Source organism: Chitinivibrionales bacterium (assembly GCA_014728215.1).
In the GTDB taxonomy this organism is placed as follows: Bacteria; Fibrobacterota; Chitinivibrionia; order Chitinivibrionales; family WJKA01; genus WJKA01.
In genome coordinates, this window is record WJLZ01000202.1 from 26,647 (window position 1) to 52,845 (window position 26,199).

At 47.2% G+C, this 26,199-nt stretch carries 18 protein-coding genes and 1 tRNA gene; 13 read left to right on the forward strand and 6 right to left on the reverse strand.

Annotated elements, in window-relative coordinates:
• Positions 1-78: 78 nt before the first annotated feature.
• From GF401_18450 to GF401_18460, 3 genes are all read left to right on the forward strand, one after another.
• Complete coding sequence (locus tag GF401_18450) at positions 79-885, forward strand: DUF616 domain-containing protein (protein ID MBD3347040.1); 807 nt, start codon at positions 79-81, stop codon at positions 883-885.
• Complete coding sequence (locus tag GF401_18455; GenBank protein MBD3347041.1) at positions 876-1,514, forward strand: hypothetical protein; 639 nt, start codon at positions 876-878, stop codon at positions 1,512-1,514. Before GF401_18450 ends, GF401_18455 begins: the two co-directional genes overlap by 10 nt.
• A gap of 127 nt (positions 1,515-1,641) precedes the next feature.
• Positions 1,642-2,214: a methyltransferase gene (locus GF401_18460; GenBank protein MBD3347042.1), complete on the forward strand. Its 573-nt coding sequence runs from the start codon at positions 1,642-1,644 to the stop codon at positions 2,212-2,214.
• 70 nt (positions 2,215-2,284) lie between these two features.
• Here the strand turns inward: GF401_18460 and GF401_18465 are convergent, their stop codons facing one another.
• The 3 genes from GF401_18465 to GF401_18475 all read right to left on the reverse strand — a co-directional run bounded on the left by GF401_18465 (position 2,285) and on the right by GF401_18475 (position 6,314).
• Positions 2,285-3,229: a hypothetical protein gene (locus GF401_18465; protein MBD3347043.1), complete on the reverse strand. Its 945-nt coding sequence runs from the start codon at positions 3,227-3,229 to the stop codon at positions 2,285-2,287.
• 126 nt (positions 3,230-3,355) lie between these two features.
• Complete coding sequence (gene ligA / locus GF401_18470; GenBank protein MBD3347044.1) at positions 3,356-5,335, reverse strand: NAD-dependent DNA ligase LigA; 1,980 nt, start codon at positions 5,333-5,335, stop codon at positions 3,356-3,358.
• On the reverse strand, positions 5,328-6,314 hold the full coding sequence (locus GF401_18475; GenBank protein ID MBD3347045.1) for an ROK family protein: 987 nt from the start codon (positions 6,312-6,314) through the stop codon (positions 5,328-5,330). The genes ligA and GF401_18475 overlap by 8 nt, the downstream gene beginning before the upstream one ends.
• Positions 6,315-6,400: 86 nt before the next feature.
• Between GF401_18475 and GF401_18480 the strand changes: the two genes are divergently transcribed.
• The 9 genes from GF401_18480 to GF401_18520 all read left to right on the forward strand — a co-directional run bounded on the left by GF401_18480 (position 6,401) and on the right by GF401_18520 (position 19,595).
• Positions 6,401-7,231, forward strand: coding sequence for a hypothetical protein (locus GF401_18480; GenBank protein ID MBD3347046.1), 831 nt, complete (start codon positions 6,401-6,403; stop codon positions 7,229-7,231).
• Between the two features lie 93 nt (positions 7,232-7,324).
• The gene (locus GF401_18485; GenBank protein ID MBD3347047.1) at positions 7,325-9,127 is read left to right on the forward strand and encodes an ABC transporter substrate-binding protein; all 1,803 of its coding nucleotides are present in this window, start codon (positions 7,325-7,327) and stop codon (positions 9,125-9,127) included.
• The gene (locus GF401_18490) at positions 9,127-10,107 is read left to right on the forward strand and encodes an ABC transporter permease subunit (GenBank protein MBD3347048.1); all 981 of its coding nucleotides are present in this window, start codon (positions 9,127-9,129) and stop codon (positions 10,105-10,107) included. The genes GF401_18485 and GF401_18490 overlap by 1 nt, the downstream gene beginning before the upstream one ends.
• Complete coding sequence (locus GF401_18495; GenBank protein MBD3347049.1) at positions 10,104-11,180, forward strand: ABC transporter permease subunit; 1,077 nt, start codon at positions 10,104-10,106, stop codon at positions 11,178-11,180. The genes GF401_18490 and GF401_18495 overlap by 4 nt, the downstream gene beginning before the upstream one ends.
• Before the next feature lie 103 nt (positions 11,181-11,283).
• Positions 11,284-11,374: transfer RNA gene (locus GF401_18500), tRNA-Sec, on the forward strand.
• A gap of 144 nt (positions 11,375-11,518) precedes the next feature.
• Complete coding sequence (gene selA, locus GF401_18505) at positions 11,519-12,970, forward strand: L-seryl-tRNA(Sec) selenium transferase (protein MBD3347050.1); 1,452 nt, start codon at positions 11,519-11,521, stop codon at positions 12,968-12,970.
• Entirely contained in the window at positions 12,955-14,913 is a 1,959-nt protein-coding gene (gene selB, locus GF401_18510) for a selenocysteine-specific translation elongation factor (protein MBD3347051.1), read from the forward strand. The genes selA and selB overlap by 16 nt, the downstream gene beginning before the upstream one ends.
• Before the next feature lie 26 nt (positions 14,914-14,939).
• On the forward strand, positions 14,940-17,234 hold the full coding sequence (locus tag GF401_18515; GenBank protein MBD3347052.1) for a hypothetical protein: 2,295 nt from the start codon (positions 14,940-14,942) through the stop codon (positions 17,232-17,234).
• 117 nt (positions 17,235-17,351) lie between these two features.
• A complete protein-coding gene (locus tag GF401_18520; protein ID MBD3347053.1) occupies positions 17,352-19,595 on the forward strand; it encodes a hypothetical protein in 2,244 nt (747 codons plus the stop codon).
• Positions 19,596-19,644: 49 nt separating this feature from the next.
• Here the strand turns inward: GF401_18520 and GF401_18525 are convergent, their stop codons facing one another.
• A complete protein-coding gene (locus tag GF401_18525; protein MBD3347054.1) occupies positions 19,645-21,783 on the reverse strand; it encodes a response regulator in 2,139 nt (712 codons plus the stop codon).
• 231 nt (positions 21,784-22,014) lie between these two features.
• Between GF401_18525 and GF401_18530 the strand changes: the two genes are divergently transcribed.
• On the forward strand, positions 22,015-22,539 hold the full coding sequence (locus tag GF401_18530) for a hypothetical protein (GenBank protein ID MBD3347055.1): 525 nt from the start codon (positions 22,015-22,017) through the stop codon (positions 22,537-22,539).
• Between the two features lie 77 nt (positions 22,540-22,616).
• Here the strand turns inward: GF401_18530 and GF401_18535 are convergent, their stop codons facing one another.
• Positions 22,617-25,217: a tetratricopeptide repeat protein gene (locus GF401_18535; protein MBD3347056.1), complete on the reverse strand. Its 2,601-nt coding sequence runs from the start codon at positions 25,215-25,217 to the stop codon at positions 22,617-22,619.
• Positions 25,208-25,999, reverse strand: coding sequence for an alpha/beta fold hydrolase (locus tag GF401_18540; protein MBD3347057.1), 792 nt, complete (start codon positions 25,997-25,999; stop codon positions 25,208-25,210). Before GF401_18540 ends, GF401_18535 begins: the two co-directional genes overlap by 10 nt.
• Positions 26,000-26,199 lie beyond the last annotated feature (200 nt).

The window sequence follows — 26,199 nt, forward strand, 5'->3', positions numbered from 1 at the left end:
TGGATTCTAAAGATTTCAAGTGCACAATCCGATATTTTAATGTAAGGTTGATAATGATCGTTAGAGAAAGTGATTTGTATGCAGGCAACAGGAACGCAGATAACAGATACAACAGGGATCCCTCCGGCGCCAACCGGTGAGTCGAGGATATGTCATGATGCACCCGATCATATCGTTCCCGGAAAAAACAGGAACATAATTTTTACCTTCATTTTCGGCAATTACGATACTTTGAAAGATCCGCAGGTGGTGACTCCCGGATGGGATTACTACTGCTTAAGTGACACGGGAATTTGCACCGATATCTGGAAACCGGTCAATATTGCAAAGAGGCTTGGTCATATTTCCTGCCCGAAACGCAAAGCATCACTCCTGAAAATCGAGCATCACAAGTACATTCCTCCCCAGTACGATATCTGCATTACCCTCGATGGGTCTATGCTTTTGAATGCCGACCTGAATGAGTTTATCGATAAAAACCGGAAGGATGGCTTCGACCTGATGATCGCCCGTCACCCGGACAGAACGTGCATTTATGATGAAGCGGCGGTGGTACTGCAGGCGCAGCTCGATTCGAAACAGAACGTGGTTTCCCACATGCAGCGCTATGCACTGGAGGGTTTTCCCCGTCACCAGGGGCTGTATGGCACCCGGATGATGGTGAAGAACAATAAAAGCGAAAAGCTGAAAAGGGTCTGTGATATCTGGGCCCGGGAATATCGACGGGGTTCCCGGCGAGATCAGCTCAGTATGAATTACGCAATCTGGAAAGCATCCAGGGAAGGGATAAAACTGAAAATCAAGGAATTCGATTTCAGGGACCTGTATTTTAAAAGCGGAAATTTCATAATAACCCGTCACCGGAAAATTATGCGATGGCGATAGTCTCTTTCTCCCAGAAATATATCTTTATTAAAACCCGTAAGACCGCAGGAACCAGTGTCCAGAAAACCCTTCGGCCCTTCTGTAAGGATGGTGATATTGTGACCATGCAATGGACCGATATCATGACCGGCACGCGGTGCCGGGTCGAAGAGTTCGCCTCTATTGAAGGCATCGAGCAGCAGTTTTCAGTAGACCGCAATGAGTATTTTACCTTCGGGTTTACCCGGAACCCCTATTCGCTGGCCCTTTCCCGCTATTTTTATCAGATTAAGATGAACCGGATTCCCGGACCACCATCGCCGGCATATTTCAACCGTTGGCTTGCCGATGTCTATTTCCGCGGAGAGCCGGGCTTTCCAAAGGGGAGATATGTCAAAGACAGAAGCCGTCATCTTCTTTTTGATGCAAACGTTAAGCCCACGGTGGATTTTATCGGAAAATTCGAAAATCTTCAGGACGATTTTACGACAATTACCCGGCGCCTTGCACTTCCCGATACGGAACTATCCCATGTAAATAAATCAAACCATAATAATATTCACTATCGTGACTGGTTCGACAGCCGCAGCATCTATTTGGTGCAGAAGCATTTCGATTTCGAACTGGAGTATTTTAATTATGCTTTTTAGATTGAAATGGAAGATTGGAGTGGTGGAATGTTGGAGTATTGGAATCAACAACCCTTCGATTCCACTCCTTGTTTCGTTCCAGCAACCCATTTTGGGCCTTCAGTAATTTCAGCCGGGATTGAGAAGTATGACCTGGAAACGCGGACACAATGTTAATGTTTTAGAGGAAGAGCACCATCGTATTTACGGAAGCAAGTGGGCGCTTGGGCTCGATCAGTATGAGTATCTGGTCTCCCACGGTCTGCAGCCCGGGCACCGGCTGCTCGATTTCGGCTGCGGTGCCGGACGGGCTGGAATTCATCTGATCGATTATCTTGATCCCGGCAACTATACGGGAGTTGACGGCCATGAGTCGGGTATCAACGCCTTTCAAGATTACGAAATACCCCTCAACAGGCTCGGACCAAAAGACCCCGACATCCGACTGCTCGATCTCGAAAAGGAACCCTTCGGCGAAGAGGAGGTGTTCGATTATGTTATTGCATTCAGTGTGTTCAATCACATGCGAAATCATGCCCCGGCAGCACACAATGTAAGCCGTGCGTTAAAAAATGGTGGCCTCCTGGTCGCCACCTTTGGTATTCCTCACAATTTCGGAGAGTTCGGACTTACGCTCATTAAATCAGAACGCACACAAAGCAGGCTGGTGCCCACCAAGACAATCGACTGGTTTATTCTACGGAAGGAATCGGGTGAATAACTCAGATGCAGTATATTGGGAGAAATGGTCTACACGCAAGAGAATGGCGCTCTCTTCACTTAAAAGGCCATTAATCCATATCTTCTCCCCAGTTGTTTTCTTTGAAAAGATCTAAAAACCGCTTTTCGTACAATTCGAAAAGGTTCCACCGCACGAGTTCATCTTTGAGCACCTTGGCTTTGCTCCGGTCTTGTTCGACATTGTCGAACAGACGCTCGATTTTATCCATGATATACTGGGGAACTTCCTCTTCCTTGAGGTTCAGCGATGACATTTCTTCATCGTGTTCGTGGACATTGGGGAAAAATTCTTTTATCCGGTCTTCGATGGTTTCCAGTTGCTGATCCATTTCCGAGGCAGCGCTTTTTATCTCATCAAGGCTCAGGGAAACATCAAAAATCCCTTCGAATATTTTCAGTATTTCGAGTGATGCCTTTGGATAGGTAAGATTAGTTGCATAGGATGGTATTGTTCCTAAAAGGCATGCCGCCTCGATACCCCGTGATGCTGCAACGCCCAAAAGCAGACCGTTGAGTCCGGCAATGTAACCGTCGGGCATGGGCGTGACCCCGAAATCTTCGGTAAAATCCAAAAACGATTCCTGATTACAGGCAACCATGACTTCCGAGCCCTGTTGATGACTCATGGGCTGAGCAAAGGCCGCCGAGGTAAATATCCGTTTCACCTGAAACTGGTGAGCGATATCCAGAATCGTCTTAATGATCGTAATACCTTCCTTGCCTCCAACCTGCCCGTTGCTGAGAAAGATGATCAGATTCGGATTGTGGGAGTAGTAAAAAACACTTGATGGAATCTCGGGAAACTGGGCAATACCGTCTTTAACGACAATCGAGTCGGGAATGACAAAGGGGCTCATATCGATTTCGGCAAAGGGCTTTGCATCGATCTTCCGGCGAAAATAATCCATGGTGATCAGGCCCACATTGCCCATGCCCTGCCATGCGGCGAGCATAATCGGTGGCGTATCAAACTGAATACTTTCAATCATTTTCATAGGTAAAAATCCTCTAAAGCTTATACGAAGTCTTCAATTTAATATTTTAACATCAAAAAAATATATTGTAAATAGGGACGGGCAAAAAATGGTGAGGAGGTGATGATGGGGGGGCGCTGGATTATCTCACTTAAGCATACCCAAAAATTCATCCTCACTCAAAACCTTTACCCCAAGCTGCTGCGCCTTTGTCAGTTTTGAGCCCGCGTTTTCGCCAACCACCACATAATCGGTTTTTTTCGACACCGATGATGATGCTTTTCCTGCTCGTTGTTCGATAAGCTCTTTGGCCTCTTCACGGGTGAAACGCTCGAGTGTTCCGGTAATGACGAATGTTTTACCGGAAAAAGGGCCTTCACGTTGAGATCGAGGTTTACCTTTGAGATTAAGCCCGTACTCTCGAAACCGTTCAATGAGTTCCCGGTTCTGCGGCCGGTCGAAATAGAGGCGGATACTCTGTGCCATGCGAGGCCCGATACCATCGATGGCTTCCAGTTTTTCGGCGGGTATGTCATAAAGGTCACGGATATCATCAAAATGTCGGGAGAGGATTTTTGCCGCCTGCGCGCCGACCATGCGGATTCCCAGGCCATGGAGCAACTTGTCAACCGGATTGCTTTTAGATTTTTCAAGCGCTTCAAGTACATTCTGCGCCGATTTTTCGCCCATTCGTTCGAGTGATGCCAGCCGGTCCTGTTGCAGAGTATACAAATCTGCCGGAGTATGAACCAGATCATTGTCGATAAGCTGCTTAATGAGTGCCGGACCCAGGGTGTCGATATTCATGGCGGTGCGAGACACGAAATGAGTCAGGGAGGCGAATATCTGGTCCGGACAGGAGGAGTTGAGACACCGGAGCGCCACTTCACCCTCGATTCTGTCGAGCGTCGATCCGCAGGAGGGGCATCGCCCGGGCGGTGAATAGGGTTCGGTATCAGGAGGACGTTTTTCGGTGAGTACTTTATTTACCTTGGGAATTATTTCTCCGCCCTTTTCAATTTCAACCGCGTCGCCAACCCTGATGTCAAGACGAGCGGTTTCATCGTAGTTGTGAAGGGTCGCGTTCCGGATTGTGGTGCCGGCCAGCGCGACCGGTTCCAGCCGTGCTACCGGGGTGATCACCCCGGTCCGTCCGACCCGCGAATCGAGGCCGGTCACCCGGGTTACCGCTGTTTCAGGCTGATACTTATAGGCAATTACCCAGCGGGGGCTTTTGGCTGTTGCCCCCAGACGACGCTGTTGGTCGAAATTGTCGACCTTCATAACAACACCATCCACCGGAAAATCCAGATCAAACCGTTCCCGTCCCCATCCCTCGCAGAACGCAATGACCTGTTCTGTTGTTGTAAGAACGCCCGAATTGATGATTACCGGAAATCCGATGCTTGAGAGAAACCGGATATTTTCAAAGTGACTTTTTTGATGATTTTCCGAGAGGAGATAATGGGCATAGAATGAGAGGTGCCGTCGGGCAACTTCCCTCGGATCCTGAAGTTTCAGGGTTCCGGCAGTCGTATTGCGGGGATTCTGCATCGGTTTCTGTCCACTTTCGATTATCGACTCATTGAGTTTTTGAAAATTATCGAAGGTCATGAAAACCTCTCCCCGGACCTCAAAGGATGCGGTATAATCGACCTTCAGGGGAATAGATCGGATTGTCTTGATATTGGGTGTAACATCATCACCCACAATCCCGTCACCCCGGGTTATCGCCCGTTGCAAACGACCGTTTTCATAGCGGAGAGCAGCGGCAACCCCATCGATTTTAAGCTCTCCACAAAGATTAATGGATTCGCCGGGAAGCAATTTTGAGATCCGGTTTATCCACTCGCCTATTTCATTTTCGGAGTAGGTGTTCTCAATGCTCATCATGGGGACACTGTGCCGGACCTTGGGGAATTCTTTAGTAAGGTCGTTCCCGATACGTCGGGTTGGTGAATCGGGAGACTGATACTGAGGATTTTCTTTTTCGAGACGGCTCAGTTCGGCATAGAGCGCATCGTAGTCTCTGTCGGAAATCAGCGATTCACCCCGGCCGTAATAGGCGGCATCGTAGGTGTTGATTTGCCGCCGCAGTTCGGCAATTCTTTCTTTAACATCAGACATGCACTTCAACCTCGATCTCTTCAAAGGCAAGCGCGGCCGCGCCGATTGCACCGGCGTCTTCGCCCAGCTCCGACTCAACCAGGTCGCAGAGTTCCCACAGCTGTTGCCAGCAGTATTTCGGAATATGACGAGCGACTGTATCAAGAATAATATGACCGGCTTTCATGACTCCGCCACCCAGGATAACACGGTCGGGTGAAAGGGTATTGATAATAATTCCGATAGCATGGGCCAGTTTTTCACAGGCGATTTCGTTAATATATTGTCCGAATGGATCGCTGTCTTTGGCATAATCGTACACAAGCTTTGCACTAAGCGATTCGGGTGTTTCAAGAGCAATTCTTTTAAGGGTGCTCGGTATATCGGATTCGAATTTCATGGCCAGCATTTTAGCTAAATTTACGATTCCGGTTGCCGATGCATACTGTTCCACACATCCTTTGTGGCCACAGGTGCAGGGAAGCCCATTGGGATCGACCATAATATGGCCGATTTCACCTGCCATGCCGTGGCTGCCCTTATACACTTTGCCGTTAATCACGATACCGCCGCCGATACCGGTTCCAAGGGCAAAGCAGACCATGTTTTTTATTCCTTTACCTGCGCCGTATTTCGCTTCGGCAAGGGCAGTAATGGTGACATCGTTGGTGGCAGTCGTTTTCAAACCGAATTGCTGCATGATCGGATCGTAGATATTGGTACCTTTCCATCCCGGAAGGTTTTCGGCACCGCCAAGAACCGTACCGTCGTCATCGACAAAGCCGGGAGTCCCAAGCCCTACGCCGATACAGGATTCGGAAGACCCTTCTTTTTTTAGGAGCTTTTCGATTAACGTAAGAATATTTTCCAGCACCTTTGTGCCGCCTTCCTGTCCGCCTGTGGGGACACGGGTCAGATGACGAAAGCTGCCGTCACCCTCCATGATGATCCCTTTCAGGTTTGTGCCTCCTAAATCGATACCGATTGCAAAATTTTTCATACACTCCTCACGTAATAACTTCTTTAATACACTCGAATACTAAAAAAATATGTTTCTCATACCCACAAAAAGATTATTTTTCTCAGGTGCCGACAACAATTCGAATAATTAACGACCCACCAAATGCCGCATCCTTTAATATGGCGGCGGACCTGTTTCTGTTGGAACAATGCCGTGTATCGAATATAATTTACCTTCGGGTCTATCGTTGGTCTCCACCGGCAATCAGCCTTGGTTACCGTGAAAATCCGGAGAAAACACTCGATTTTGAGGCCATGGAACGGGATGGTATCGACTGGATTCGGCGGTCGACCGGTGGACGGGCGGTGTTGCATGATGAGGACATCACCTACAGCATCATCTTTCCAAAAGGAATCACCGGGATGGGCGGGTCTATTCCTCAAACCTATAACCTGATTTCACAATGTCTACAGGACGGCTTCCGCCGCTGTGGCATTAGGAGTTCTTCGCATGATTCGGCTCCCGATATCGTTCGGGAGAGGACTGCGGTGAGGCTCCCCTGTTTTCTGGCGCCCAACCGGGATGAAATTATGGTGGGTAACAAAAAAATGGTTGGTTCCGCCCAGAAACGGACCGCCCATGCCGTGCTCCAGCATGGTTCGATCCCCTATACCGATGCATACCGGAATCTCCCGGACTATCTTCTGCTGCCGGCGGAACAGCGGAACACCCAGAAAAGAATCCTTGCCCGAAAATGTGCCTGTGTCCGGGAAATTGCCCCATCCTGCACACAAGAAACTGTTGTCGATAATCTGATTCAGGGTTTTGTGCAGACGCTGCCGTTTAATCCCCAGACAGAAAATTGGAACCGGAAGGAAAAAGAAATCATTTCGGCAATGGCCCGTAGTGATGCCTTTGCGGAAAAATGGAAATCATTACATAAGGCGCATATATAGCCGCCGGCCGGCGTGCTACTTGAAGTATATGTGAACTTTGTTATAGTTTAGTAGCAATTACTATTGCCCTGTTGATAACGAAAGGAGCACTTAATGCGCTTTAAAGGATTCGTCATAATAACTGCAGCAGCACTGATATCCCTTGTGGGGTGCGGTTCCATAAAAGATAGGAAAGCATCCAAAGTCGAGGGTATCGATTATATGGCGCTGCAGAAAAAAGCCGAAACGTTTGTTCCCGAGATCGGAACGTACGGTGGAGAGTTGATAATGTCAACAATTTCGGATCCTAAATCTTTCAACCCCATTACCGCTACGGAAACATCGACCAGTGAATTTACCCAGTATATTTATGAAGGGCTTACCCGCATTGACGGGGTGACGAGGATGCCCGAGCCCAATCTTGCCGAGAGCTGGGAGGTTTCGGAGGACGGACTCACCTGGATTTTTCATATTCGAAAAGGAGTCCTCTGGTCCGACAGCGTGCCGTTCAGCGCCTATGATGTCGAATTCTCCTTTAATGATCTGATTTACAACGAAGATATCAACCCGAACTCGGCTCGGGATATACTACTGATTGAAGGTAAGAAAATTGAAGTAACCCCGCTGGACAGCCACCGGGTAAAATTCGTACTCCCCACTCCCTTCGCTCCTTTTCTCCGCACTGTCAATGGCGGTGTGGCGCCGATCCTTCCAAAGCACCGGTATGAAAAGTTTGTAAAATCGGGGACCTTTTCCAATGCCCTTGGTATCCAGACGCCGCCCGATTCGATGGTGGGAACCGGGAAGTTTTTGCTCGATTCGTATGTTTCTTCACAAAAAGTGACCTTCCGCAGAAATCCTCTCTACTGGGAAAAAGATTCGGCCGGCAACCGGCTGCCCTATCTTGATCGCCTTGTCTATATGATTGTCAGCGATCAAAATACGGAGTTGCTCCGGTTCAAGCGGGGAGAAATCGATGTGCTTGCAGCAAAAGGGGAAGATTATCCGGGGCTGAAAAAAGAAGAGGCTAAAAGCAACTATACGGTGTTCCGTCTCGGACCGGCAACGGGAAGCAGCTTTCTCTTTTTTAATCAGAACACCCTTACCGATTCCGAAACCGGCAAGCCCTATGTGGACCCGGTCAAGCAATCATGGTTCCGCAACCCTCGATTTCGAAAAGCTGTGGCCCATGCCCTTGATAAAGAAAGCATGATCCGTATTGTCATGAACGGCCTGGGGTATCCTCAGTGGGGTCCGATGACTCCTTCTGAAGGGTATTTTTATAACCCCGATGTTCCCCGGCAGGAATATGACCTTGAGAAGGCAAAGAAAATACTTGCCGATGAAGGATTCAAGGATTCGGACGGTGATGGTATTCTCGAGGATGCTGATGGAAACACGGTCGAATTTTCCTTTATTACCAACAGTGGGAATAATGTGCGGGTAAAGATTGCCGAAATAATCCGGAAAGACCTGGAAACGCTTGGATTTAAAGTTCATTTCCAACAGATGGAGTTCAACAGTCTGGTACAGAGAATCGATAACCGTCCGTTTAACTGGGATGCTATTCTTTTAGGACTTACCGGCGGTCCCGAGCCCCATTTCGGTAAAAATGTCTGGCATTCATCCGGGACACTCCACATGTGGTTTCCCCGCCAGAAAGAGCCATCGACTGAATGGGAAGCAACAATCGACACCCTCTTTGTATCGGGAGTCAAGGAGCTTGACAAGGCTCAGCGAAAAGCGATCTATGATGAATGGCAGCGTGTTGCGGCCGAAAAGCTACCGCTTATTTATACGGTGTTGAACGAAAGAACCGTCTGTATTTCCAATAAATTCAAGAATATTAATCCGTCACCCAACGGCGGCGTACTCCATAATATAGAAAAAATCTATATCGATACCGAAAAACAGTAATGCGTGATGAAATAATCCGGAGGATGCTGATATCCATACCTCAGCTCCTCATAATGTCTTTTATTGCCTTTCTTTTTATCGATCTCGCGCCGGGAGATATCCTGGCCAAGTACCGGTTTGATCCCCGTATTTCGTCGGAGACCGTTGAAAAGATCGAGGAAAAGTATCATTTTGATGATCCGGCGATTATCCAGTTCGGTTACTGGCTGATGCGTCTGGTTCGCCTGGATCTTGGCTATTCTTTTTCCAGGGAGGCCAATGTTTCTGCGGTCATTGCCGAGCGTTTTTTAAACACCCTCACGCTCTCGTTTTTTTCGATCCTCCTGACCTGGCTCGTTGCGGTGCCGCTGGGGATCTATGCGGCGGTGCGTCAATATTCATGGGGTGACCGGATCATGTCGGTTATCTCTTATTTCGGCATGTCGCTTCCCAGCTTTTTTCTCGCCTTGCTTTTAATGTACACCGTGTATGTGGGACGTGACCTTCCGATCATATCCGCCCTGCCCATGGGGGGCATGATTTCATCGAATTACGAGCAGCTTTCCTGGCCCCTGAAAATCGTCGACCGGGCTGCGCATCTGATTCTTCCGGTGATCATCCTGACAATTCACGCCCTGGCAGGACTCCAGCGTATCAGCAGAGGGAATATGCTCGAAGAATTACGGAAGCAATATGTGATTACCGCCCGGGCAAAAGGGCTTCCCGAAAACAAAGTGATCTACAAGCATGCCTTACGGAATGCCATAAACCCCCTTATCACGTTGTTTGGTTTTTCCTTTTCTTCCTTGTTGAGCGGCGCGGCACTGGTGGAGATCATTATCAACTGGCCGGGCATGGGAAGCCTCATGCTGGCCGCGGTGCGGGCCCAGGATACGTTTCTGGTTATGGGGAGCATGCTCATGGGCGGGGTGATGCTTATTCTCGGGAACCTCCTGGCGGATATCCTTCTGGTTGTGGCCGATCCGAGGATGCGAAAATGAATGTGCTGAAAGATAAACGGATAACAAAGAAATTTCTGCGCCATCCGCTGGCAATTCCGGGCCTTGTTATTCTCTGTGTTCTTTACTTCATAATGATATTCGCCGAGTTTTTCGCGCCCTACCATTATGATAATGCCAACCGGGGTAATTCCTATGTTCCGCCCGGCAAAATCCATTTTGTTCACAATGGAGAGTTCAGGATCAGACCTTTTGTGTATCCATATACTTATACCTTTAATAAATATTACGAACGAGTATATGTGGAGGATACAAGTCGTCCATACCCGCTCACGTTGTTTGCCGAAGGGGATGAAGTAAAGTTGTGGGGAATAATTCCCCTTTCCCGTCATTTGTTTGGTGTTAAAGGAAATCCTTCCGATTGTCGTTTTTATCTGATGGGCGGCGACAGTGTCGGACGCGATCTTTTTTCACGTATCATTTACGGTGCCAGGGTATCGCTGACCGTGGGGTTTTTCGGGGTTATCATTACTTTCTTTCTTGGATTTCTGGTTGGCGGCCTGTCGGGCTACTACGGAGGCAAAGTCGACTGGGTGCTCATGCGATTTACCGAGTGTTTTATGCTGGTGCCCGGATTTTTTCTCATGCTTGCTCTCCGCAGTGCCTTTCCGATTACCCTGTCGTCGATACAGGTCTATTTTCTTATCGTTATCATCATGAGTTTTATCAGCTGGGCCGGTTTTGCACGGGTTATTCGAGGGATGGCCCTCTCGATCAGTAAGAGAGATTTTGTTACTGCGGCACGGGCAATCGGTGCATCGGATTTATCGATCATATTCAAACATATTCTACCACAGACCCTTTCCTATGCCATTGTTTCGCTCACCCTGTCGATACCGGCATATATCCTCGGGGAATCATCCCTCAGCCTTATCGGGCTTGGCATTCAGGATCCCCATGCCAGTTGGGGTAATCTGCTCAGTGCAGCAATGAATATATCCGAAATTCAGTATCATCCCTGGATACTGATACCGGGTGTTTTTATTTTCGTTTCGGTCATGGCCTTTAATTTTGTGGGTGACGGTTTGCGGGATGCGACGGATCCCAACCGGTAAAATTGTTCCCGTAGAATATATACGGAAAAGCTCGAAAAAGACGGAAATCCCCAATCGCACCGATGAAATGGCACCGTATCGTTGCGATTAGTATTTTTTATTGTAGAGGGGAAGGATCTGGTGGTCCAGCTGGTCTTCAAAACCAGTAGCGGGCGGATAAAACCGTCTGTGGCAGGTTCGATTCCTGCCCTCTCTGATTTTTTTATTTCGGTTTCCCTCGGAAATGTGTCGATTGATGCAATGCCTCTTTAAATATATCGCAGGTAATCTCCAAAAATGGAAAATCGATCGAAATAATCCGGATCATCTTCCTGATAGTAACACTGTTTTTGATTAGGATGAATAATTTTATTGTGAATTCTAATATGAATAATTTCCGCAACATTCCCAGCATCGATTCTCTGCTGAATTCCTCTGAATTGAAAGAGACAATTCCCGAATACGGCAGAGACCTTGTGCTCTATGCTGCCCGCATTGTGGTAGGAGAATTGAGAGATACTCTCCGCGCAGGTAAAAACGTTCCTTCGCCGGGTTCAATTATTACTCGAATTATCGACCGTGTCCGCACAATAGCATCGCCGTCCCTGAAACCGGTTGTCAATGCTACCGGGGTCATTCTCCACACGAATATCGGCCGCGCGCCTCTGGGGAAAGCGGTTCTTGAAGACATTGCACCGATTGTCGCGGGGTATTCGAATGTTGAGTTCGATCTTTACAAAGGACGGCGCGGAAACCGAAACGATCATCTTTCCGGGTTGTTCTCCTATTTAACCGGCGCGGAGGATGCGATTGTTGTCAACAATAATGCGGCAGGACTCATACTGGTGTTGAGTACCTTTGCAAAGAATAAAGAGGTGATTATATCCCGTGGCGAATTAATCGAGATCGGCGGTTCGTTCCGTATACCCGAGATCATGGCCGCAGGCGGGGCAAAGATGATTGAGGTCGGTACCACAAACAGGACTCGCCTTTCCGATTATGAACAGGCGTTATCTCCGGAGACGGCTTTAATTTTCAAAGCCCATCGCTCGAACTATGCGGTAACCGGTTTTACCGAAGAGGCGTCACTTACCGGGCTGGCTTCCTTTGCACACAGTAAGGGAGTGCCCTTTGTGTATGACATCGGTTCGGGGCTTCTGAGAAAGCCCTCCTGCGGGCCGGTGGAGAAGGAGCCTGATGTCAGCGACGCCCTTGCTGCAGGCGTTGATCTGGTCTGTTTCAGTTGTGATAAACTCCTTGGTGGACCGCAGGGCGGAGTAATCGCCGGCAAGTCGGAACTCGTTTCAGTCTTGAAAAAAGCGCCGCTCATGCGTGCGCTGCGGGTAGGAAAGTTAACTATTGCCGCCTTGACCAGTGCATGCAGAAATTATCTCAGTGATGAACGGCTACTCGCTCGAAATCCCGCTTTTACAATGTTTACGATGAGCAAAGAGGCGATTGAAACAAGGGCCGAAAAATTTGTTCTGGCCCTCGAAACCAAGGGCGTATCCTCCGAAATCATTCCAAGCACCGGTCAGGCCGGCGGTGGATCGCTTCCGGACGCCACATTCGACAGCGCAGCCGTTGCACTCTTTCCGCAGGGAAAAACATCCAGAGAAAAAGAAAAATTCTCCGAACATATTTTTGATTCTCTGTTACGCCTCGATCATCCGGTACTGGGCGTACTCAGGGAAGGCAGGGTTATTCTTGATATGTTGACGGTTGGTGATGATGAAATCGAGTACATTGCCGGGGCACTCACATCGGTTGTTCAGGAAGCCGGAAGGTTGTTAGCATGCCAAAACATCTGATTATGGGAACCGCCGGTCATATCGACCATGGAAAAACGGCCCTTGTCAGGGTTCTGACCGGCATTGAATGTGATACGCATAAAGATGAAAAACGTCGTGGAATAACAATCAATCTGGGTTTTGCTCATCTCGATTTGGCAAACGGCGACTCTGTCGGCATTGTCGATGTACCCGGGCACAAGAATTTTGTGCATACAATGGTAAGTGGCGCATGCGGTATCGATTTTGCGCTCATGGTGGTTGCTGCCGACAGTGGTATCATGCCTCAAACCAGAGAGCATCTTCAGATAATGGAAGTTCTCGGAATATCAAAAGGCCTGATTGCCTTGACAAAGATTGATCTGGTGGATGAAGAGGTGTATGAACTGGCAAAAGAGGAGGTGTCGGAATTTGTGGAAGGCACTTTTCTCGCCAATGCGCCTGTTATCGGTGTTTCGTCGAAAACCGGTAAGGGAATCGATGAGATCAAAGAAGGTATCGAAACCATAGCAGCAACAATACACGAACGGCTGGCCGGTGAGATTTTCCGGATGTTTATCGACCGGATTTTTACGGTGAGCGGTTTCGGTACGGTCGTTACCGGTTCGGCGTTAAGCGGCATTATTCACAGGGAAAGCAAAGCATATTTAGTTCCAGGAGAAAAGGAGCTCCGTGTTCGAAGAATCGAACGGCATGAGCAGGAAGTCGAGTCTGCCCGTGCCGGTGACCGTGCATCATTAAATCTTGTAGGATTAAATCGAGAAGAATTTCAGCGGGGGATGGTTATTTCCGATCGCCCCTTGCGTCCTACGATGCTTCTTGATGTCAAGTTGCGACTTTTTGAGTTCAGCCGGCTCTTCAATCTCTGGACTCATTCGATCTTTATCCTGGGGACCTACGAGAGCCAGGTACGCATTCATCTTATTGACAAAGACAATATGCGGGGCGGTGATACGGCACTGGCCCAGGTTCATCTTCCAGAGCCCTGTATCGCACGGGCCGGAGACCGGTTTGTTATCCGGAGTACCTCAAGCGACATAACGCTGGGTGGGGGGGAAGTAATCGATTCTGCACCGTTGCACCACAAACGGCGGCCGCAGAAACTGCTGGACGCAATCGGTCGTATCGCGGAAGGGAAACTCCCCGAACTTGTTGCCGCCGAGGTAAATAAACATGTCGGGCCGGTCGGCAATAAAACAATTGCCGAAGTATTAAATGTCGCTGCCGCCGATGTCGCGGCTATTCTCCTTGACAATCCGCCAGAAACGATCAGTGTTTACGCCGATAATGACACAGTCTATGCTGCGGGGAAAGAAACGCACGTTAAATTCAGAGAAATTGCACTCAGAAAAATCAATGCGTTCCACAAGCATAACCCTATGGAAGATAATGGCTTGTCAACCAATGAGCTTCTGGGTATGATGGGTGTCGATATACGGTCTGAAGGGGAACCCTATGTCAGGTGTATGCTCGAAGACCTGGAAAAGCAGGGATTGCTCAAGAAGGTCCGTCATACCTGGGCACGGAAAGATCATGAGGCAACGATTCCTCCCGAGAGAAGAGACCAGATTAATTTTGTCGAAAATTTCATGAAAAAACCCGGTATGAAGGTTCCGATAGTGAGCGAACTCGAAAAGGAAGCGGAAAAAAGGGGTATTGAAGAGAAATGGCTTCGACAAATTCTGAGATTCCTGGTAAAACAGGAGAAAATCTACTTTACCGAAGGCGTTTATCTTCATGCATCAGTGGTTGATCCATGCAGGGAAAAGCTTCTGAATGCTCTGGTAGATAAACCTGAAGGTGTTACGGTTGCCGAATTTCGGGATATTATTCAGGGCAACAGGAAAATATGTGTTCCCATGATTAATATTTTTGATTCAGAAGGATATACGCAGCGTGAGGATGATAAGAGAGTTATCACGAAGAAGGGAAGGCAATACATTCAGTACAAGGGGAAAAACTGAATGTAAACTCAAAAGGAGGCCTTATAATGAATACAGCGGGATTTTTCAATGATGATTATACCACCTATACAATAACATCAATGTTTCCGCCCCGCCCATGGCGGAATTACCTTTTCAATGATCGATTTCTTATCTGCTGCGATCAGTTCGGTATCGGGGGAAGCTGGGATACGAATCCCGACGGTACTCGTTCGTTCTGTGCGGGCGGCGCCGATAACCGGCTTATCTATATTCGGGATAACAATGATGGCTCCTACTGGGCTGCAAACCGGAATTACAAGCGCGAAAAATGGGAAGTATTTTTCTGTGAAGTCGGTGTGGGATATTCCAATGTAGTCTCAAAGCACAAAGGAATACGTACCTCATTCAAACTCTTTGTGCCCACCGAAGGTCTTGTTGAATGCTGGAGTGTCGAAATTGAAAATACGGGTGATTCAAAAAGGGATATCAGTTTTTATCCCTATATGGAGAGCACCATTCCCGGTATACGAATTCCGGCATGTAATGGTGCTTTTTTTGAGCCGGAAATGAATGCAATATTTCATTATAACAGAAATGTACAGAATAATATTCCTTTTCCAACCATGTTTTTCGCAGCCGAATTTACACCTGATAAGTATGATACCACTAATCGAAGATTCAGGGGTGTTTACGGCTCCAATGCTCATCCCGACACGCTTGAAGGTGATGGACAACTGGCAAGCCTGAACACGTCGTTCGATCATCTTATGGCAGCAGTCATGCAATACGATACCGTTCTGGAACCGGGAGAAAAAAAGACATTCAGATTTGTCGCCGGTCTTGTTGATGACCCCAAAAACGCACCCTCGATTGTCAACGGGAAGCTTTCTGCACACTATTACGAAGAAGAGCTGCAGAGGCTCCACAACAAAAAACAGCGATACCGTGAACGTTTCTGCATATCCACCCCTGATGATGATATCAATGCTTTCGGCAGCGTTTGGCTGAAACAACAGGTCAATCTGGGGAAAACGTTTGGCCGGGTATCAGGACTCAGGTTTCGGGATTCCATGCAGGATATCGCCGCCTATATTCCCCTCGATCCTTCCACGGCCAGGGAGCGGATCCTCCATATTTTAACCAAACAGTATCCAAACGGTAATACGCCCCGTCAGTGGATCCCCTTTGACGAACGGCTTTACCGGGACGGTTCGGCATGGATCGCTGAAACGGTGTGTCAGTATATCAAGGAAACCGGGGAATTTGATTTGCTGAAAGAAGAAATTCCCTATTTAAGGAGCGATGAAAAGGGCTCGGTACTCGACCATATGATGCGGGGACATGAATTCCTCTATAATGAAACGGGTGAACACGGTCTCTGCTTATGGGGCGAAGGTGACTGGAACGATTCGATCAATGCAGCCGGTGTACAGGGCAAAGGAGAAAGCGTCTGGCTCAGTCTGGCAACCGTGGCGTCATCCAGAATATTCGCAGGACTTCTTAGTCGAGCCGGTGACAATGAAAAAGCGACGTATATCAACGTAAAGGCCGATGAAATGCAGGAAAATATACTGAAATATTCCTGGGATGGTGAATATTTTATCTGTGGTTTCAATGATTATGGCGAGAAAATCGGCTCGAGGGAAAATGTCGCCGGCAGGATATTTCTTATATGTCAGGCGTGGGCCGTGCTTGCAGGTATTTCGGAAGGCAAGGAGGGACAGATTCTCATGGATATTGTCGAAAAAGAGATGGAATGCCCCTGGGGTTACATGCTGAGTTATCCCAGTTTTGATAATGGTCGTGACAGCAATGAGCATATCGGACGAATAACCTATATGGAAAAGGGTTCCTATGAAAACGGTTCGGTATACAATCACGGTGTCTGTTTCAAAGCTGCTGCCGATTGTAAATTAGGCCGTGGTGAATTGGCCTATAAGACAATAAAAAAGATTTTACCATCAAATCCCGAAAATCCTTCCCTGAAATCGGGATGTGAACCTTATGTTATCACCAATATGTATCTCGGTCCCGAAAATCCATGCAGGGCAGGCCATTCGATCAATCCCTGGACAACCGGGACCGCAGGGTGGCTTCTCCGATGCATTAATGAGTATATGATTGGTGTTATTGCCGATTATGACGGCCTTGCGATTCGCCCGGTGCTGAACAGTAAATGGAAAGAGATTTCGGTGCGCCGAGAATTTCGAAATGCAGTCTACAACATCAAAATCATGAATCCCAAAGGCCTGGAAACCGGCGCGCTGTGTGTTACCATGGATGGTCGCAAAATGGATACAAATATTCTACCGCCGGTTGGTGATGGTAAGGAACATGAGGTTATTGTTGAAATCGGATGATGTATAATTCGATATCAAATGAGCATATTCCGGTAATAATCCTTATATTAGTTGAATAGTACGTTATATCCAGGATCTTGCATCGGAACCTGTAGCACAATAGGCAGGGGAGAGTCGTTGATTAAGCCTTTATGTATGTTCAGCTATGTGTTTCCTGTTGTATGTCTTGTATTTTTTCAGCAGAATGAGTGCCGTGAATATTATGTTGCTCCCGGCGGCGGCAATTCCAGTGATGGCACCCTTACTGCTCCTTTCAGAACAATTGCCCGCGCGGCCGATTCGATGGAAGCCGGGGATATCTGTTACCTACGAAGAGGTATCTATCAGGAATCGATAATTCCAAAAACCTCCGGAACAGAATCGATGCCGATCCGGTTTGAAGCCTACAACAATGAAAAAGTGATTATCACTACGACCGATACGGTCACCGCCTGGGAACATCATACCGGCACTATTTACAAAGCACCGATAGCGTGGAATCTGGGACCGGGGAACAATCAGGTGTTTGCGAATGGCGAGATGATGATCGAGGCACGGTATCCCAATATTGACGAAGAATATGACTGGCAGATGAGCTGGTATGGAAGCGGGGAAAAGGATGGTCAGATATTTAACCGCAGTTGGCCGCCCGATTTACCGCGGAGTTTACTGCACCCGACCTATTTTCGTTCCGCTGGAGGATACGATGAAAAGGGGTGGTATAAGGCTTCCGATGGAACCCTGCCCATTAAAATTTTTAATCCCTTTATCTGTAACCGGGGCGAAAATTTCTGGACAGGTGCACTTTTGTGGAATCCGGGCAATTTCTGGGGAGCTGCGGGGTTGATCAAGCGTTCCACAGACATTGCCGATACGACTATTTTGTTTCTGGAAACCGACCGTTTTCGGTGGCCGGGGGCTTCTGTTATTTCGGGCGTAATGGAGCTTCTGGATACAGAGGGCGAATGGGTGATACAAAATGACACACTTTATTTCCGGCCGCCCTGGGGGATGACACCCGATGAAATGAGGGTCAGTGTTAAAAGGCGAAACAGTGTCGCCCTTCTTTCTACCAGAGAATATATCGAACTGGCGGACCTCTGTTTTCATGGCGGTTCTGCTGTTCTGGCGGAATCCCATCATTGCACAATCGATAATTGTCATTTCCGGTATGTAAGCCATTTTACTCAGTTTACTTATCGATACGATGCACTCGCTTCGGGCAGCAATACCGATAAATACAAGGGTAACAGAGGTATATACATCTCGGGCAGCAATAATGTAATAAAGAATTCTTCGGTTGTTTATTCTGCCGCCAGTGGAATTATTATTGCCGATACGGCGAATACGGTCACCAATTGCCTTATTCATGAAATCGATTACAGGGGAACCTATGCGGCCGGCGTATTTTTCACTCAACCTCACTCGCGACAATATTCAAACGGTCATGAAGTCAGTCATTGCACGATTTACAATTGCGGAAGGTCCTGTATAAATTTCCACCGGACGAACAAATACGATGCAAATATTAAACTGATGTATAATAATCTCTATGGGGCAATGTGCATTTCTCAGGACGGCGGTACGATTTATGCCGACAGTGTTCCTGCAAACAATATTGAGATCGGGTATAATTGGTTTCATAAGGTTTATACCGGGCCGGGTTCATATGTTTATTTCGATCACCGTGGAGGGCGGGACTGTAGCATACATCACAATGTTTTTTTTCGAAATCACCGTGGTCAACGGAGGTTTTTTACCTTTTCGGCGAATAATACTTTCATGTATAATAACACCTTTGTGGACCCGAATAAAGAGGTGTTTTCTCTGAGCGCACAGTTGAGAAAGTACAGGGAGGAACATCCGGGCATAACCGCCAATAATCTTGATGCATCAGAGGACCAGGCCCAATGGATGTTTGTTGATACGGTGAATATGGATTACCGCTTGCAGGAAGAATCCCCGGCAATCGATTCGGGTGTTGCCATTGCGGGAATAACCGGCAATGCGATCGGTCGTCCGGACCTGGGTGCTTACGAATATGAAGGAGAACAATGGGTTCCCGGTCATACGTGGGGTGAATCACCGGATGTTACGGAATTATGGGCGGAAGGAAAAACGGTCGGGGTACAGTATAATACGTTCTCGCCGGCTGAAAAAGTTCCCGAAATCTATTTGTGCCGGGGGCGATTGATGTTTAAAGCTGAAGGTGACACCCCATGGACTATATCACTTTTCACCTGCCGGGGAATCAGGGTTGCACGGTGGACTCGCCGGAGACCGTCGCTGCTGCCGATAAATATTTTGCCGTCCGGCATTTATACAATTTGTATTCAGAATAAAACTCGGATAATCGTTCAAAGAGCAATCCTTGTCGATTGAATGATACCGCGGTTACAAATCATCTGTTTATTTTCTGAGAAGGCCTTTATTATTCAGAAACAGAGTCGAGTGCGGCCCTTAATTTTTCGAGTGAATATGGTTTCCGGATTGCTGCAAAAAAGCCGAATTTCCGGTATTGAGCGATTTCTTCGTTTTCGGCGTAACCGCTGCAGATGATAATTTTTAAGTCCGGGTCGATTTTATGGAGTTCTTCGGCAAGCTTTACTCCTCCCATGCCTCCGGGGATGGTAAGATCTGCAAGGACCACATAGTACTGTTCATTTCCCTCTTTACGCTTGTTATAAATCCCAAGCGCTTCTTCACCATTAATTGCGGCGTCGACCTTATAGCCGAATCGCTCGAGGATTTTTTTCAGGATATTTCGTATAACATGATCGTCTTCCATAACAAGGATACGTCTTTCGTTGCCCGTCGCCCGTTCTGTTTTGTGTAATTGGTCAAGCTGTTTTTCCATGCCCTCTTCCGGAATATACACGGTAAAGACAGCGCCGACGCCGGATTCTGAAGAGACAAAAATGGAGCCGCCGTGATTTATCAATATCGAATGAGCCATTGATAACCCCAGACCACAGGCCTGTTTTTTTGTGGTAAAATAGGGTTCGAATACTTTATCGATAAATTCCTCGGGAATTCCCTCACCTTCATCTTCGATCATGATTTCAACGTAGGGGCCGGCCGGAAGATTAAGCACCGAATTTTCTTGTACATGACGGCTCCTGATTTTTACACGGACCACACCGCCTTCAGGCATAGCCTGAACGGAGTTGAGCGTAAGATTTTGAAAGACCTGTGTTAATTGCCCCTTGTCGGCCTTGACGGTAAGTTCCTGTTGTGGAAAATCAAACACCAGTTTCGCTTTTGACCCCCGGGCGGCAAAAACGCAGGCTTCACGAACAATGTCGCCGATTTGAAATGATTCATTGATCGGCATTCCACCTTTGGCAAAAGCAAGGAGCTGCTTGGTAAGGCTCGACGCATCGAGCGCTGCTTTTTCTCCCTGCCGAAGGATCTCTTCAATTTCGGGGTTGTCGTGAAGCTCCATTAATGCAAGTGAGAAACTGGCGGTGATACCGCCGAGAAAATTGTTGAAATCGTGAGCAATTCCCCCGGTTAACTGACCCAGGGCCTCGAGGTTCTGCGCCTTCTGAAGTTCCTGTTCGGTCTTGATTTGTTCACTGATATCACGTACCAGCATGATAATACCGAGTTTGCGTCCCTTGGTGGCAATTTCAGTCTGCGAGAGCAGAAGATGTCCGCTCGTAGTATCTTTCCAGAGGATAAACGGTTCATTCCGGTATTGACGGTTAAATTCATATCCCTTTATGCGTTCCTGAAGTAATCGGACCGTGATTTTATCTTTTGACTCTCCAAAAAGGGAGCAGGCGCTCGAATTTGCCTGCAGAACATCACCCCGAGGATCAAGCAGCAGTATGGCGTCGTCAATATCTTCGAATAAAACACTGAAGGATTGTTCCAGTTGTTCGATATTGGCCGAAAGCAGATGATATTTTGATACTGCATGGTAAATAAAATAGATTTGAATCAGAATTGAAAGCGATGAATAGTGGAGGGCCCGGGGAACGTTGAATAGGGAAGGCAGGATAATAACGAAAAATATCCCCCAGAAACTTGATAATAGCGCGCCAATAAACAGGAGTCCAAGCTGTTTTCCAAACAGGGTCCCCCTGTTCTTCCGCATAAAGAAATAACAAAGAAAGAGTGCATACAAGCCGGGGATTTCGACCGCAAACAGGATAAGGAGGATATATTCGAACGACAGCTCTCCTTTATATTCCAGGCCCAAATTGATAAGGTCGTTGTGTGGGTGAATGAAAAACGATAGTATGACACTTCCAAAAACGAGCGCCAACGAAAACCAGTATAAATAATTCGGCTTTTTCCCAAGAAGGGCAAAGACAAAATTAAGAAATAAAAAGCCCAGGGGGATGAAAAAGGGAGTGATAAGACATTTCACGATAGTTTCAAGAGTCGGTGTGAGGGGAGTATAGAGCAGAAAATGGATAATACCGATAAAAAAAGCAAAGAATGCAAAGAGAAGAAAAGCCTTGCTAACCGGAGTTTTTCGTCGTTGACCGTAGATATAGGCAAAAATAAACAGATTTGCCAGGGCGGGCAGAAGGGGTATGAGCGTATGGAAAGTAATCATGCTATTACCCAATAATTCAAGGGGTTATCGTTTCCGGTGTAGTAATATTGCTCTCATAATCAGGCCGGCGTCGTTATCGAATACAAAATATACATTGATTCAACACCTTTCCCGGGGAATTATTTAAATTTTTAATTAAAATATTAAATTCATGGATTTACCACTACCATCGATAAGTATTTTTACAGGAGTAATAGTTAGTATCCTCTATCCGGTTATTCTGGAGGTTTTATGAAAAAAGCACTTGGAATGCTTCTTCTTGCTCTGGCCTGTTCGCTTTCGGCTGCACCGTCCCTGGGCGTCGATTTCTATCTCAACGTCCGGGACAATGGCGACACCGATGCTGATCTCGAGATTATTCCATCGTTGATACTCATGCCCTCAAGTCGTTTTGAGGTTGTCCCCAAAGCCGGATTCAATGTGGATATGGATGAGCACGGTACGGAATTCGGCATTCTTGGAGGATGTGGTTTTTATTTTCATCTTATCGAATCCAAACCCTTTGTACTCTCATTCGGCCCAGATTTTTTTATTCCTTTTGGTTTTGGTGATGATCTTTTTAAAAGCGGCATTTTTATGGGTGCACCGGTTAATGTGGACCTTTATCTGCACAGGAGGTTTTTTCTCAGAGCTGGATTACGGGTAATATCCTTTGGAATCGATATAACCAGCCAAAATGATGAAACCGATGTGCACACGGATTTTACGATCGATTCGGTTCTGGAGCCGCTGGTGGCATTTTATTTCGAATTGTGAGATTGGAGAGGGATTGATATATCGATAGTAGGGGCGGAAAAAAAATGGGAGTGGGCTACACCCCGGCTTACCGGATGCTAGATTTTCCCCAATCCGTCTTTTTCAACCCAGCCCGATACGCCGTTGGGAAGACTGACCAGTGCCCAGTCGCCCAGCTCTTTACGTATGTGGAATTTGATGCCTTCGTGGGCAGTAAAAAGCACCTTTGATCCCTTGGGCTGATTAAGAGCATCAACAGATCGGTCAAGAACAATCGCGTAGGTGACCTTTTCGGCCTGATAGATTTTATATCCGGTTGAAATACCGGTGATAAGGGCAATTATTATCAGCAATGACGACAAATAAATAATCCACAAGCGGATATTGTGGGAAACAAATAACCCCAGGGCAAAAAGAATACTGAGAAGCAGGAGAATCCAGAATATAAGCCATAACTGGACGTTGAGTGAGAGCGCCGTATGAAGCCGCCAGAGGACGGTTTCGAGAAATCCCCGTTCGGGTTCAGGCGCCCGGTCGATAATATTGGCTGTTGCAAACTTGATGTTTGTGGTGATATCCGGATCGCCTGGTGACAGCTTGTGAGCTTTTTCATAATACAAAATGGCTTCACCCAGTTGACGGAGACGAAAATAGGCGTTTCCCAAATTGTAATAAACATCACTGTTACTGATTCCCGACTCAATAATTTTTTCGTAGTATACTGCCGCACTGTCATAATTTTTCTGCTCGTAGAACGAGTTTGCCTTTTGCACCCATCGTTCAACCGGTGCGGCATAACTGTTGGCAGCACAAAAGAGAGCCAGAATAAGGAAAACTCTTTGTACCACGCTATTTTTCTTTCCCTTCTTTGCCCGGGCTGAAGATTTTTCCAGCTCTTCAATAAATTGTCGTGTCTTTTCTATCATACTGTTTTTCGCATTGTCATCAAGTGAACCACCGCCAAAACGGTATTCGTCCAGAGATGAGATAAAGCTCGTCAAGTTATCGACAATCTCGGAGTTGATACCGCGATTTATCAGTTCGGCTCGAAGTTCGTCGAGCATTTTTCCCGTAGCGGGAAAACCGAATTTATGGGATATATACCGTTCGATTATCCCGGCAATCTTTCCCAGCACCTCGGCGTTGGAAAGCGATCCCGACGTTTGGGATACTTTTTGCAATTCTTTGTGTGCTGTGCGAAGCGCTTTCTGTTTAAGGTTACCGGCGACGTTTTTCTGTCGTTGTGACTGGACCCTGAAGAGAAGTGAAAATACCGCTATCAAAAAAGGGAGCGGATATACAATAAAAAACAGTGGCTTTCTATATGGTTTTTCGGGTTGGTTGTGAAGTTGAGTTGACGTTTTGATATATCGGATATCCCGGCCTACTTCTCTGATTTCCTCCTGGGTCAGATACCGGGACCGGGATTTGCTTTTACCTTTTCCTTTGGTAACTGCAACAGTGAGCGTGTCGGATGAAGTCGTTTTAAATGCTCGGGCGTCGGGATCAAAATAGACCAGACGTATCGGTGGAATGACTGCAGTGCCTTCCCGATTGGGTATAGCAAGATACTTGTAGGTTTTCCGGGCATAAATTCTCTGCGATGTGGTATCGACAAAGGTGTGTTTTTCCGGTGAAAAGACCTCGAACTCCGGAAGGGTCGGGATTGTGGGCTCGCCGATACTTCCCGGACGGGAATTTCCTTTAACGGCAATTTTCAGAGTAATCGCTTCACCCGCGGGAACCGATTTTGGATCAACCGATGCTTCGAGGGTGAAATTACCCACCGAACCGGTAAAGTCCGGTGGCGTTGACGGTATGCTTTTGATGGAAACGTTAAGTGAATTTGAGAGTACGCTTTTGGGTATCTGTTGAACACGGGTGCCGAAGCCGAAAAAATTCCCGTCAAAGAAATCATCAAAGAACGGGTCCCGTCGGCGTGAAGATTGAATGCGTTTCTGTTCAACGAATTCAAAAGGTATTCTGTTAATTGTGAAACTACCCGTACTGAGCGGAAAGGCCGCATAGGGGGCACGGATTACTTCATAAATTTCTCCGCCTACCCGTTCCTGGTCGCGGCCGAGTTTCTGACCGTATAGTTTGCTCAGGGAAAATACCGCTCCCAGTTCTTTATCGATCCGGTCGATAAGATCCGAAAAACCGCTCTGGGTCCAGGCCGCGGCCGAGTTGGCTTTTCGCATAACCTTAACCATCAGCAGGGTCTGCTCGCCAACGTAAAGTTCCTTTTTGTTCAGTATCAGCCGCACGATCATGTCGGGATTTTTGACAACATCTTTAGTGACGGTAATTTTGACCGGTCCGGTCGAATGGACAGTGCCGCCAATCGAAAAATTCAGTGATGGAAATGAAAAGGCGCCGGGCTTTTTGGGTACACAATGATAATGGAGATAATAGATTATCTCTTCTTTTTTAGTCATCTTACCATTAATAATCTGGATTGACGAAGTGAATCCTGAGGAGTTTTTAGTGACCTTGGCTACGGTGAAATGTTCATTGTCGGGTATTTTGGGGACCGGCAGGCTTTTATACTGCTTTGAGCTTTTAATTGAAACGGTAACGATTACCTGCTCCCCGAGAGCAACCCTGGTGCGCTCCGCCTGTGCAGAGACCGAAACAGCACCGAAAGAATCGACCACCGTAAGGAGAGCGAAAAATATCATTGCAATGATTATTCGCATGAGCACCTCTTACGTATCCATGCACTGAGTGATATTGAGATAAAATTAACTCCGGCCACCGTTGAGAAATTATGATCGTTGTTCGGGAGCAGATGATATTCTTCATTGATCCCCTGTTGCCGGGCATAATGCGTATACTTACCCGATTCACGAACACTTACCGAAGGGTCGGCGTCGCCCTGAAAAATAATAAGATCGCCTTTGAATCCGGCAAGCGCTTCGAGGGGGTTCTGATTTTTCATATCTTCGATAAAATGCATTCCCATTTCGTGGGGTCCCTTTTCATAAAAACCGTTTTGGTTGACTCCGGCGGCGACGACATTCTGTTTTCGTTCCATAAAAATTTTATGGGGTTGGGCAACTGGGGCAAGAAGAATCAATCCCCGGGCTTTGGTTTCCGCTGCGCCGAGAGCTGCAACAGCGCCGCCCAGGCTATGACCGAGAACAAAGAGAGATGCCTTCGGGTCGTGCTGCTTTATAAATCGTATCGCCGAAAAAAGATCTTCCTTCATGGTAGACAATGTCATATCCGAAAACCGGCCGTCACTTTCGCCGCATCCTCTGAAATCAAATCGTAGTGATGCAATCCCCTGTTGGGCAAGAGTTCGTGAAAATTTAACAAAAAGATACTCAGGTCCCATGCGCTGCGAAGTAAAACCATGACAAAAGACTACGTATGGCTGTTCCTTGCTGCCGGTGCTGTGCAGCGAACCCCGAAGAGTCTTGCCTTTTAATTGCCATTCAACAAATTGAAATGTCTCTTTCATCCCGTAAGCCGTCATTTTCCAGTTACTCCACTAGGAGTTCATTGTCCTTAAAATACTCAATTTCTCTACCAGTCTTTTTCCGGCTTGCCCCCTTTCATGGGTACGACTTTTCTTGGTTTGTTGAGTTTATCTTCGTCATCCGAAAACTGTTCCAGCATACGTTTTGCTTCCCGCTTCTCCTGCTTTTCTTTTTGTTCACTTGGTGAGGGTGGGGG